Origin of the sequence: Gemmiger formicilis, assembly GCF_024462815.1 — a bacterium.
In the GTDB taxonomy this organism is placed as follows: Bacteria; Bacillota; Clostridia; order Oscillospirales; family Ruminococcaceae; genus Gemmiger.
Genome location: NZ_JANGCG010000018.1, coordinates 20,429 through 33,202, shown reverse-complemented (window position 1 = coordinate 33,202; position 12,774 = coordinate 20,429). Strand labels below are relative to the sequence as shown.

Here is a 12,774-nt window from a genome sequence, read left to right as displayed (position 1 = left end):
CGCAACATGGACTTTTCATACAAATCGTGGTATACTGATTTCAAACTATCTGCACAGCAAATTGAATATAGGAGAACAGCGATATGTATGATTATCTGGTAGTCGGCTCCGGCCTGTACGGCGCTATCTTTGCGCATGAGGCAAAGGCACACGGCAAGAGCGTGCTGGTGATTGATAAGCGCCCCAACATTGCGGGCAATATCTACACCGAGAACATCGAGGGTATCAACGTCCACAAGTACGGCGCACATATCTTCCATACCAACAACAAAAAAGTCTGGAATTATATCACCCAGTTTGCGGAGTTCAACCGCTTTACCAACTCGCCGGTTGCCAACTACAAGGGCGAGCTCTACTCGCTGCCCTTCAATATGTATACTTTTAATAAGATGTGGGGTGTGGTCACGCCGGAGGAAGCTGCCGCCAAAATTGAGGAGCAGCGCAAAGAAATCACCGGTGAGCCGAAGAACTTGGAAGAACAGGCCATCTCCCTTGTGGGCCGCGACATCTATGAGAAGCTCATCAAGGGCTACACCGAGAAGCAGTGGGGCCGCGATTGCAAGGACCTACCCGCCTTCATCATCAAGCGATTGCCTGTGCGCCTGACCTTTGACAACAACTATTTCAACGCCCTGTATCAGGGCATCCCCATCGGCGGCTACACCAAGATGATTGCCAACCTGCTGGACGGCATTGAAGTGCGCCTGAACACTGACTATCTGGAAAACAAGGCTGCACTGGATGCACTGGCTGACAAGGTGGTTTATACCGGCCCCATCGACGCCTACTTTGACTATAAGCTGGGCACGCTGGAGTACCGCTCTGTCCGCTTTGAGAACGAGCTCCTCGACAAGCCCAGCTTCCAGGGCAATGCCGCGGTCAACTACACCGACCGTGAGACGCCGTGGACCCGCATCATCGAGCACAAGTGGTTCGAGTTCGGCAAGGACGAGAACGGCAACGATCTGCCCAAGACCATCATCAGCCGCGAGTACTCCTCCGAGTGGAAGCCCGGCGATGAGCCGTACTATCCGGTCAACGATGCCAAGAACGGCGCCTTGTACGCTGAATACAAGAAGCTGGCCGAGGCCGAGCCGAAGGTTATCTTCGGCGGCCGCCTGGGCGAGTACAAATACTACGATATGGATCAGGTTATCGCCGCCGTGCTTGACCGCTGTGAGGCAGAGCTGGCATGATCCGCGTTGCAATCGTCGAGGACGAGGCAGCGGTCCGCGAACAGCTGGCAGGCTATGTGCAGCGCTGCACACGGCAGTATGGCACGCTGTTTGAGGTGACGATGTTCACCGATGGACTGGAAATTCTGGAAGAATACCGGCCTGTCTATGACATTATTTTTTTGGATGTGGAGATGCCGCAGCTGGACGGTATGGAGACGGCCCGCCGTATCCGCGCTATGGACAGCGAGGTGCAGCTGATTTTCATTACCAATATGGCGCAGTACGCCATCAAGGGATACGCGGTGGGGGCGCTGGACTATGTGCTCAAGCCGGTGCCGTACTTTGCGTTCTCGCAGCAGCTGCAAAAGGCCGTTGGCCAGCTGACCCGGCGGGCGCGGCAGTATCTGGCCGTGCCGGTGGACGGCGGTATGCGCCGCGTGGACGCCGCCGAGGTCTACTACATCGAGAGCGATGGCCACCGCATCAACTTCTATACGGAAAACGGAGATTTTTCCGCCCCCGGCACCCTGAAAACGTGGGAGGAAAAGCTGGAAAACAGCGCCTTCGTCCGCTGCAACAGCGGCTATCTGGTCAATCTGGCGCACGTGTCCGGCGTGCAGCAGAACACGGTGCAGGTCGGCCCGCATGAGCTGCAGATCAGCCGCCCCAAGCGCAAGGCGTTTCTGGCCGCGCTGGCGGATTATATCGGGGGTGGCGGCGCATGATTCTGCCGGATATTCCGCGGCTTTACACCGCGTTGGCGGAAATTCTGGGCGCGGTGCTCTACGCGCAAGCCGCGCCGTCCCGCACCGCAAAGCCGGTGTACTGGGGCATTACGGCGGGCTGGGGCGCACTGCTGGCGGCGTTCCTCTACCTGACCGGCGATGTACCGCTGCTCTGGTGGATACCCTGCATGGTGGCGGCCATCGTGTGGATTTATCTGTACCTGTTGGCTACGCGGGAGCTGAACCTGCTGGAGGCGGGCTACTGCTGCGCCCGCGCCTTTATTGTGGCAGAGTTCGCCGCCAGCGTGGAATGGCAGTTCCACTGCGGAATCTGGCCGCAACGCGGGGCAGGGGAGCCGCTGTCCCTGCTGCTGCTGGCGGTGGTCTATGCGGTGGTCTACGGTTTTCTGTTCTGTTTTGAGAGTCGCCGCAAGATTGCGGCCCGGCTGGTCATCACCCCCACCGCCATGCTGATGGCGGTGGTAATGGCAGTGACGGTCTTTGCCGTAAGCAATCTGAGCTTCGTCTCGGGGGACGAGGTCACAATCGTGGTGTTCTACATCCGCACGCTGGTGGACTTTGCGGGCGTGCTGATTCTGAGCGTCCAGCATGAGCAACTGCGGGAGGCGGCGCTGCACAGCGAGCTGGCGGCGATGGATAACGTCCTGCACCGCCAGTATGAGCAATACAAGCAGAGCAAAGAGAACATCCGCCTGATTAACCGCCGCTACCATGAGCTGAAAATGCAGATTGCGGCCATTCGTGCCGAGCGCGACAAGGTCAAGCAGGACGCCGCACTGGCCGAGATGGAAAGCGACATCCACCGCTATGAGGCCGAGAACAAGACCGGCAACCCGGTGCTGGACACCCTGCTTACCGCCAAAAGTATGTACTGCCAGCAGCACGGCATCAACCTGACCTGCGTGGCAGACGGCACCCTGCTGGATTTTCTGTCAACAGGGGAGATATGCACCATTGTCGGCACGGCGCTGGACAATGCCACCGAGAGTGTGCTGACCGAGCAGGACCCCGAGAAACGGCTGATTCGCGTGGCCGTCTACGCCCAGAACGGCTTTGTGATGCTGCGGTTTGAAAACTACTGCGCCCAGCCGGTGGAGCTGGGGCCGGACGGTCTGCCGCGCCAGAGCAGCCACGGCGGCTATGACCTGAAAAGCGTCCGCGCCGCCGCCGAGACCCGCGGCGGAACTGTGACCCTGCACTGGGAAAACGAGTGGTTCACCCTGCGGGTACTGCTGCCGCAAAAGAATGAACTGTGAAAAAACTCCGGAGATAGCTCCGGAGTTTTTTTGATGGCGCAGATTGCACAAACAGGCAAGACGGAAAACCGGCAAAATGACCAATAAAAATTGACATACTCCGACGAAATTGACAGATTATGAAGCAAAACCGACAATTTATGTATTTTTTGTGTTTTTTCTGTAAAAAACGCTATAATAAAGAAGCAAAATTCGGCGAGGCCGAAAAAGAAGGAGAAAAAAGTATGAAAACGTTCCTCTGCGTTGTGCGGCGGGTATTGGCGGTTCTGCTGGCGCTTATCTTTGCGCTGCTGGGGGCTGCCTGCCTGATTGCCATTCCGCTGTCCAACAACTATTCGGCTATGGTCAGTATGGCCATAGCAATGCCGACCACCGCCAAAAGCGGCGGCAGCAATCCGCAGTATTTCACCAGTGACTATTCCTCCGCCGCGGCGGTGCAGGAGGCTTCGGCCCAGCTCTGCCGCGAAATTGAGCAGGAGGGTATGGTTCTTCTGCGCAATAATGGAGATGCCCTACCGCTGGCCAAGGGCGCAAGCGTGACCCTTCTGGGCGAAAGCGCAGCCGACCTTGTCTATGGCGGCGCAGGCGCGGGCAGCGTGGACACCTCCACCGCGCCCAACCTGCGGCAGGCTATGGAGGCCGCAGGCTTTACCGTCAACCCGGTGCTGTGGGACTTTTACACCACCGGCGCGGGTGCCTCCTATAAAAAGGAAGTGCCCAGCGTTACCGGGCAGGGCCGCTTTGCCGCCAACGAGGCTCCGCAGAGCGCCTACACGCAGGCTGAATTTGACAGCATGGCGCAGTACAATGATGCTGCAATCGTGGTGATTGGCCGCAGCGGCAGTGAAAGCGTGGATTTGCCGACAGAGTACCTCTCCTTCACACAGGAGGAGCGCAACCTGATTCAGATGGCAACCGAACGCTTTGACAAGGTGATTCTGCTTCTGAACGTGACCAACCCCATCAACATGACGGAGCTCAGCCGGTATGACATTGACGCTGTGCTGTGGGTGGGCGCACTGGGGCAGGAAGGGGCCTATGCCATCGGCGAGGCACTGAACGGCACGGTGAACCCCAGCGGCCACTTGGTGGACACCTGGGCGGCTGACGCAGCCTCTGCCCCGGCCGCTGCGAATCTGGGCGACTACACCATCACAAACAGCGATGTGTTTGCCGGTAACAAGTATATTGTCTACGCCGAGGGCGTCTATGTCGGCTACCGCTACTATGAGACCCGCTATGAGGATGCCGTTCTGGCACAAGGCAATGCGGGGGATTTTGACTACGATGCACAGGTGGTATACCCCTTCGGCTACGGCCTGAGCTATACGGACTTCAGCTGGTCGGATTACAAGATGACCGAAACGACGGACGGCTTTGCGCTGAACGTTACCGTCACGAACACCGGCAAGGCCGCGGGCAAGGAGGTTGTGCAGGCGTATCTGCAGAACCCATATACCGAGTATGACCGCACCAACCGCATTGAAAAACCGGCGGTGGAGCTGGTCGGCTTTGCCAAGACGGATATTCTGCAGCCCGGCGAAAGCCAGACCGTCAAGATTGATGTGGACAAGAGCGCCCTGAAGGTCTTTGACGCCTACGGCGCGGGCACCTACATTCTGGAGACAGGGGACTACTACCTGACGGCTGCCTCCAACGCCCATGAGGCTGCCAAGAACATTCTGGCCGCCAAGGGCGCAGAGGTGGACGGCAATGCGGCTATGACCGCGCTCTACAATCAGGCGCAGACCGACACCAAGACCTTTGCAACGGCAGAAACCGGCGCAGCCGTCACCGCACAGATGGCGGATGCGGATATTACGACCTACGACGCTGACTTTACCTATCTGAGCCGCAGCGACTGGAGCGGCACCTGGCCAGCCACCTACCAGAATGGCAGCTGGGAGGCCCCAGAAACCGTTCTGACCGCGCTGGAAATTACCCGCCCGGAGGATGAAAGCGCCGAAATGCCGACCTTTGATGAGGCGGGCAACCTGAAGCTGTGCGACCTGATTGGCGTGGACTATGACGATGCCCGCTGGGAAACGCTGCTGAGCCAGATGAGCAAGAAGGACACCTACAATCTGATTAGCCATGCAGGCTATGGTACGATGGCGGTCGAGAGCATCGGCGTGCCTGGCACGGTACATAAGGATGGCCCCGCAGGCATTTCCAGCACGCTGGCGGGCGGCAATCTGCACTGCATGGCGTATGAGCCTGCGGTGGTGCTGGCTTCGACCTACAATGTGGAGCTGGCGTCCCGCCGTGGCAAGCTGGTGGGCGAGGACAGCCTATCCAGCGGGGTGCAGGTCTGGTATGCCCCGGCTATGAACATCCACCGTGCAGCCAACAGCGGCCGTAACTTTGAGTATTATGCCGAGGACCCGCTGCTTTCCGGCGTGTTCGGCGCAGCGGAGACTGCCGCCTTCCAGAGCAAGGGCGGCATTGTCACCATCAAGCATTTCGCCTTCAATGACCAGGAGACCAACCGTATCGGCGGTGCGATGTTCGTCAATGAACAGGCCGCCCGCCAGCTGTATCTGAAGCCCTTTGAGATGAGCGTTGTGGACGGCGGCGCTGTGGGCATTATGAGTGGTATGAACCGCATCGGCTGCCGCTGGATTGGCGGCCATGAGGGTATTATGACCAACATTCTGCGTGGTGAGTGGGGCTACAAGGGCTTTGTCATTACTGACCAGACCTCCTTCAACAGCTTTGATTACTGCGACATCCGCGAGGGTCTGGCTGCGGGCAATGACCTGTGGCTGAACACGGCCTACAATATGTGGGCGCTCAATGACAGCGAGCTGACTGCAACGGTTATGCAGAACGCCCGCACGGCCGCGCACCGCTATCTGTATGCGGTGGCCAACTCCAACGCAATGAACGGTGTGGATGCCGATACCACGGTCAAGAACATCATCCCGGCATGGCAGTATGGCTACGTGGCGTTGGCGGTCTTTGTGGCGGTGATGTGGTTCTTCGGCTTCAAGGCGGTGCGCGCGCTGTGGGCCAGCAAGCGCTATCTTGCCAAGAAGGCAGAGCGCAAGGCCAAGCGCGCCGCAAAGAAGGCTGCCAAGGCCCAGAAGGCTCAATAACAGCAACTTGCACAATACAAACCTATAAAACTTAGCCAAAATGCGCAGGAAAACGCCTGCGCATTTTGGCTTTTTTGCAAGTTATGCTTCAAAAACAACAGATTATGCAAAAAAGCAACTTTTCCGGAAAAAATGATTATAATAGAATCTGCAACGAAAGAACACTGATTGTGCAGTGTCTTAGAATGCAAGGAGGAAAAAGCAAATGCAAAAGAAAAAACTGACCCCGCTGCAAATCGTGGGCCATGTACTGCACACCGCTATTCTGGGCGTTCTGGCAGTTGTCATGGCGGTTCTGCTGTTTGCGGCCAACGTAATCCTGCCCGGGTATGCCCGCATGGTCAATGCCATGCTGTGCTACAAGAAGTCGTGGGATAACAGCAAGGTGCAGACGGATGGCCTGAACCTTGACTACAACACGTCTGATTACACGGCAGACAATATCGGCGCTGCGGAAGCCGACCTGACCGACCGCATCAACAGCGAGGGCGTTGTCCTGCTGAAAAATGACGGCGGCCTGCCCCTGGCAGAGGGTACGACCGTCAGCCTGTTCTCTGCCAACAGCAACCAGAATGCAGGTGCCGGTTTGATGGGCGGCGGCACTCCGCTGAACACGGCACTTGCCTCCCACGGGTTGAATGTGAATGAGACACTATGGAACTTCTACAGCGCGGGTGCCGGTGCAGGCTACGGTCTGGCCAGCGGCTCCATCAGCTTCGGCGATGCCGAGGACTTCCGCATCAATGAGTGCCCGCTGTCCGTTCTGCAGGGCGAGAGCGGCCTGCTGGACAGCGTGCAGGGCACGACCCCGGTCTATGTGCTGAAGCGTGTGGCAGGCGAGGGCCGCGATATGCCGCGCTCCATGTACAACCACGCAGACACGCAGGAGGATAAGGTTCGCAGCTATCTGGAGCCGGACACCACCGAGCGTGAAATCCTGCAATACCTGAACGACAACTATGATAATACCGTGCTGATTATCAACTCTAACGCAGCGCTGGAGCTGGACTGGCTGGCAGACTATCCCAACATCAAGTCTGTGCTGTATGCCCCCACGATTGGTGCCAGCATGGCAGACATTCTGACCGGCAAGGTCAGCCCCAGCGGCCGCACGGTGGACACCTTTGCCGCCGATGCCTCCGCATCCCCGGCCGCACAGAACTTTGGCGACTATGCCTACTATGATGAGAACGGCAATATCACCAAGTACAACTATGTCACCTACGAGGAAGGCATCTACGTCGGCTATCGCTACTATGAAACCCGCTACGAGGACACCGTTCTCGGCCAGGGCAACGCGGGCGATTACGACTATGCCAAGGAGGTCATCTATCCCTTTGGCTACGGCCTGAGCTACACCAGCTTTGACTGGAGTGACTTCAAGGCTGATTGGAGCGGCGATACCTGCACCGCACAGGTTACGGTGACGAACACCGGCGACGTTTCCGGCAAGGACGTTGTGGAGGTGTATGTGCAGAGCCCCTACACCGACTATGACAAGACAAACGGCGTGGAGAAGCCCGCCGTGGAGCTGGTTGGCTACGGCAAAACCGCAGAGCTTGCCCCCGGCGCCAGTGAGACCGTGAGCGTCACGTTCACCAAGGATCAGCTCAAGGCGTATGACGCCAACGGCGCAAAGACGTACATTCTGGATGCAGGGGATTACTACATCACCGCAGCCAAGGACGCCCATGAGGCTGTCAACAATGTGCTGGCTGCCAAGGGCAAGACCGCAGCCGATGGCATGACAGCGGACGGCGATGCCGCCTTCACGGCTGTGTACACCCCCGCCAATACCGAGACCGATACCACGACCTACGCAACGGACAGCCGCACGGGCGCGGCCATCACCAACCAGTTGGACGCTGCCAAGGGCGATGCTGTTTACCTGACCCGCAGCGACTGGACCGGGACCTTCCCCAAGCCGGACGGCGAGCCCAGTGACGTCATCAGCACCTGGGGCAACGAAATCAACGGCACCGATGCAGACGGCAACCCGGCTTCCTATCAGTACAAAAAGACTGCGGATGCTGCGCTGGTGGCGCAGCTGGATTCTGCAGATTCCGGCAACCCGACGGTAGGGGACACCTACAGCGATACCATTACCTACGGCGCCAAGAATGGTCTGAGCCTGATTGACCTGCGCGGCAAGAGCTATGACGACCCGATGTGGAATGACCTGCTCGACCAGCTGACGGCAGAGGACTACTATAACATCATTACCTGCTCCGGCTACGGCGTGCCGGCCATCGACAGCGTCGGCAAGCCCTTTGTGATTGATGCAGATACTGCCAGCGGCCTGATTTACGGCGGTACCGGCGCTGTGTTCCCCAATATGATGACGCTGGCACAGACCTGGAACCAGGACCTGGCACTGGAATACGGCACGATGATTGGCAATGAGGCGGTTATCGGCGGCTGCGACGGCTGGTATGCGCCCTCTATGAACATTCACCGCACGCCGTTCAGCGGCCGTAACGGCGAGTATTATTCCGAAGATCCGTTCCTGTCCGGCACGGTAGCCTCCAAGGAGGTATATGGTGCTGCCACCAAGGGGCTGTATGCCTACATCAAGCATTTCGCCTTCAATGACCAGGAAAACCACCGCGGCGACCGTGAAGGCCAGTACGGTGCAGCAACCTGGCTGAATGAGCAGTCTGCCCGCGAAATTTACCTGAAGCCCTTCGAGATGTGCATGAAGCTGGACGATATCACGCTGAACTATGTCGAGAAGCAGGCGGACGGCAGCTATCAGAACGCAGAAACCACGATTCCTGCAGCTATGGGCGTTATGACGGCCTTCAACCGCATCGGTGCAACCTGGACCGGCGGCAGCTATGCGCTGATTACCGGCATCCTGCGCACCGAGTGGGGCTTCAACGGCGCAGTCATCACCGATAACGCGAACACGGGCGTATTTATGCTCGGCCAGCAGATGATTGAGGCAGGCGCCGATATGAAGCTGACCTATGATACGTCCGCGGCCCGCTGGGATAATTACGACGCCAACGACCCGGAAACCTACCATTACGCCCGTGAGGCACTGCACCATGTGCTGTACACCACGGCCAACACCAAGGCAATGAACCACGCTATGCCGGGCAGCGTCTACAAGGACGGCCCGCAGATTGCCACGGTTGTGCGCACGGTGGTCAACATCCTCTGCACGCTGCTGCTGGTGTTCTTTGCCTACCGCATCTTCCGCGTCTGGAAGCCGAGCAAACGTAAGCTGGCAAAACTGGAAGCCAAGGCTGCTGCCAAGGCCAACAAAGCGTAAAAACAGCAACTTGCACAATACAAATCTATAAAACTTAGCCAAAATGCGCAGGAAAACGCCTGCGCATTTTGGCTTTTTTGCAAGTTATGCTTCAAAAACAACAGATTATGCAAAAAATGAGTCATTGGCGCATTTCTCTGCTACAATAGAATCAACACAAAAGCATGGTATCGGCTTGCAAGTGTTATGAGAGGAAAAAGCAAGTAAGAGGAGAAAAAAGCAAATGACAAAGCAACCTAAGGTTCGCAAGCCGCATCCCATATTGCATGGGATTGGACTGGTGCTGTCCGTGATTCTGTTGGTCGCGGTTCTGGTAGGCACCTATTTCCTGTCCACGATGGCAACGATTATTGATAGCTTTATCGGCGCACCAAGCGGTCATTATTCTGACGCGGAAATTGCAGACACCAAAGTAAAGGCCGAGGCACTCGCCGCGGACGTGGAGGCCGAGGGCACGGTTCTGGTGCAGAACAACGAAAATACCCTGCCGCTGGCTGCTGACAACAAAAAGGTCAACGTGTTCGGCTGGGCCTCCACCGCATGGCTGGGCGGCGGCTCCGGCTCCGGCGGTGTCAGCACCGTCAACACCGATCTGCTGGCGGCACTGACTGCCTACGGCGTGGAGTACAACACTGAGCTGACCGATATGTACAAGGACTTCCAGGACGGCCGTGAGTACACCCGCACCCTGAACAGCTGGCCCGAGCAGTCCGGCCGCCTGTATGAGCCTGACATCAACAACCAGACCTACTACACGCAGGCCATGCTCGACAACGCCAAGAATTACTCCGACACCGCCGTGGTCGTAATCGGCCGTCTGGCGGGCGAGAGCAACGACGCCACCAAGCAGCAGTACAAGCGCACCGAAAAGGGCGGTGACATCGTGGTGGATGACACCCGCACGATGCTGGAGCTGACCACCGAGGAGGAGAATCTGCTGACCTATGTCGGTGCCAACTACGCCCATGTGGTAGTGCTCATCAACTCCACCAACGTTATGGAGCTGGGCCAGATTGAGACCATCCCCGGCGTGGATGCCTGCCTGATTGCCGGTTTGTCCGGCTCCGAGGGCGCAGCCGCCATCCCCGCCGTGCTGTGGGGCGACAAAGAGCCCAGCGGCCGCACCGCTGACACCTGGGCCTATGACCTGACCACAGCCGCCAGCTATGCCAACGCCGGTATGGAGGGCGTTGGCGCTTACAGCGAGGCTGACGGCCTTTACCCGGCGGACGGCACGACCACCGGCAACCTTGACACGCCGTATGCCTATGAGCAGGTCTCCTATGTAGACTACGCCGAGGGCATCTACATCGGCTATAAGTGGTACGAAACCGCCGACGCCGAGGGCTACTGGGACGGTGTTTCCAACGAGCACGGCACCGGCTATGACGCCGTTGTGCAGTATCCCTTCGGCTATGGCCTGAGCTACACCAGCTTTGACTGGAAGGTGACCGACGCCCCCGCCGACGGCACCACCCTGACGAAGGACGGCGATGTGACCGTGAAGGTCACCGTTACCAACACCGGCGACCGCGCCGGTAAGGACGTTGTGCAGCTCTACTACACCGCACCCTACACCGCAGGCGAGATTGAGAAATCCAGCGTCGAGCTGGGTGCCTTTGCCAAGACCAAGGAGCTGCAGCCCGGCGAGAGCGAGGAGGTCACGCTGACCATCCCGGTCTCCGATATGGCCAGCTATGACGCCTACGATGCTAACCACAACGGCTTCACCGGCTATGAGCTCGATGCAGGCGACTACCTCTTCACCGTGCGCCATGACGCCCACGATGTGGACGATGACGCCGCTGCAACGATTACCTGCAGCCTACCCGCCAATGTCCAGTATGCTGAGGACACCGTCACCGGCAATCCGGTTTCCAACAAGTTCACCGGCAGCGATGCCATTGACGGCGTCAGCCTGGACGGCAGCGATTCCGAGCAGAACATTGCTTATATGACCCGTGCTGATTTTGCAAGCACCTTCCCCAAGAGCAACACTCCCAGCCGTGCCATGACCGACAACGTCAAGGCACTGAACCTCTACACCGCTGACATGGCAGACGGCTACATCAATGAGGCCGACGAGGCCATCACCACCGGTGCTAACAACGGCCTGAAGATTGAGGACAACGGCAAGACCACCGACCTCGGCTTCCAGCTGGGCGCTGACTTCAATGACCCGCAGTGGGATGCGCTGCTCGATGAGCTGACCGTGGATGAGATGGAAAATATGTACATCAACGCCTACGGCGGTCTGGCCGAGCTCAAGAGCGTCGGCAAGGCCAAGAGCAAGGATGCTGACGGCCCCGCCCAGATTGGCGGCTTCACCGGCATGGGGGTCGGCACCGGCTTCCCCAGCTCCAGCACGCTGGCCCAGACATGGAACGCTGAGCTGGCGCAGGAGGAGGGCCGCACCATCGGCACGCAGGCCCTGCAGAATGGCTATACCGGCTGGTATGCCCCCGCCACCAATATGCACCGCAGCCCCTTCAACGGCCGTAACTACGAGTATTATTCCGAGGACAGCCTCCTGTCCGGCGTCATCTGCGGCAACACCGTGCAGGGCGCCAATCAAGCAGGTGTGTACACCTACGTCAAGCACTTTATCTGCAATGACGGTGAAAGCGGCATCTACCGCGATTCTGTCTATACCTGGATGACCGAGCAGGCCCTGCGTGAGACCTATCTGCGTCCCTTCCAGATGCTGGTCGAGGACTATGACGCGGTCGGCCTGATGAGCAGCTACAACCGTATCGGCGCAGTCTGGGCAGGCGGCAGCGAGGCGCTGCTGACCGGCATCCTGCGCGACGAATGGGGCTTTGACGGCGCTGTGATTACCGACTACTGCGACCACCACAGCTATATGAACGGTGACCAGGCCCTGCGCGCAGGCGGCAGCCTGTGGATGGCAGGCTTCACCGGCGGTGAAATGGCCTTTGAGACCGGCTCCAACAGCTATCTGCAGGCTCTGCGCCGCGCTGCAAAGCAGACACTGTATATGTATCTGCACGTCCGTGTGACCAACCGCGACTATGCCGAGAGCATCGGCGATACCACCGCAGTGCGTCACGCCTTTACCACCTCTGCCTTCGGCTGGCGCCAGCTGGTTGCCCTGATTGACATTGTGGCCGTTATCCTGTTTGCACTGGCTGTCCGCGGCGTTGTCCTTGATGTCAAGCTGCGCAAGGCCGCTAAAAACGCATAACAATCTATGAAAAA

The 12,774-nt window shown here is 58.3% G+C and carries 6 protein-coding genes; all 6 read left to right on the top strand.

The genetic code is table 11. The features are described 5' to 3' along the window. Positions 1 to 83 precede the first annotated feature (83 nt). The 6 genes from glf to NE623_RS12380 all read left to right on the top strand — a co-directional run bounded on the left by glf (position 84) and on the right by NE623_RS12380 (position 12,760). Complete coding sequence (gene glf, locus NE623_RS12405; protein WP_256273246.1) at positions 84 to 1,196, top strand: UDP-galactopyranose mutase; 1,113 nt, start codon at positions 84 to 86, stop codon at positions 1,194 to 1,196. After that, positions 1,193 to 1,903 carry a LytR/AlgR family response regulator transcription factor gene (locus NE623_RS12400; protein WP_256273247.1) on the top strand — a complete coding sequence of 237 codons (711 nt, stop codon included), beginning with the start codon at positions 1,193 to 1,195 and terminating at the stop codon, positions 1,901 to 1,903. Before glf ends, NE623_RS12400 begins: the two co-directional genes overlap by 4 nt. Then, a complete protein-coding gene (locus NE623_RS12395; RefSeq protein WP_256273248.1) occupies positions 1,900 to 3,180 on the top strand; it encodes an ATP-binding protein in 1,281 nt (426 codons plus the stop codon). The genes NE623_RS12400 and NE623_RS12395 overlap by 4 nt, the downstream gene beginning before the upstream one ends. A 224-nt stretch (positions 3,181 to 3,404) precedes the next feature. Then, positions 3,405 to 6,278 carry a glycoside hydrolase family 3 C-terminal domain-containing protein gene (locus NE623_RS12390; protein WP_256273249.1) on the top strand — a complete coding sequence of 958 codons (2,874 nt, stop codon included), beginning with the start codon at positions 3,405 to 3,407 and terminating at the stop codon, positions 6,276 to 6,278. Positions 6,279 to 6,483: 205 nt separating this feature from the next. After that, positions 6,484 to 9,555 carry a glycoside hydrolase family 3 N-terminal domain-containing protein gene (locus tag NE623_RS12385; RefSeq protein ID WP_256273250.1) on the top strand — a complete coding sequence of 1,024 codons (3,072 nt, stop codon included), beginning with the start codon at positions 6,484 to 6,486 and terminating at the stop codon, positions 9,553 to 9,555. Positions 9,556 to 9,778: 223 nt separating this feature from the next. Then, entirely contained in the window at positions 9,779 to 12,760 is a 2,982-nt protein-coding gene (locus NE623_RS12380) for a glycoside hydrolase family 3 protein (RefSeq protein WP_256273251.1), read from the top strand. Positions 12,761 to 12,774: the final 14 nt, after the last annotated feature.

Coding starts and splice junctions, on each gene's coding strand:
- NE623_RS12400 (WP_256273247.1), top strand. CDS start 1,193: ATGATCCGCGTTGCAATCGTCGAGGACGAGGCAGCGGTCCGCGAACAG.
- NE623_RS12390 (WP_256273249.1), top strand. CDS start 3,405: ATGAAAACGTTCCTCTGCGTTGTGCGGCGGGTATTGGCGGTTCTGCTG.
- NE623_RS12385 (WP_256273250.1), top strand. CDS start 6,484: ATGCAAAAGAAAAAACTGACCCCGCTGCAAATCGTGGGCCATGTACTG.
- glf (WP_256273246.1), top strand. CDS start 84: ATGTATGATTATCTGGTAGTCGGCTCCGGCCTGTACGGCGCTATCTTT.
- NE623_RS12395 (WP_256273248.1), top strand. CDS start 1,900: ATGATTCTGCCGGATATTCCGCGGCTTTACACCGCGTTGGCGGAAATT.
- NE623_RS12380 (WP_256273251.1), top strand. CDS start 9,779: ATGACAAAGCAACCTAAGGTTCGCAAGCCGCATCCCATATTGCATGGG.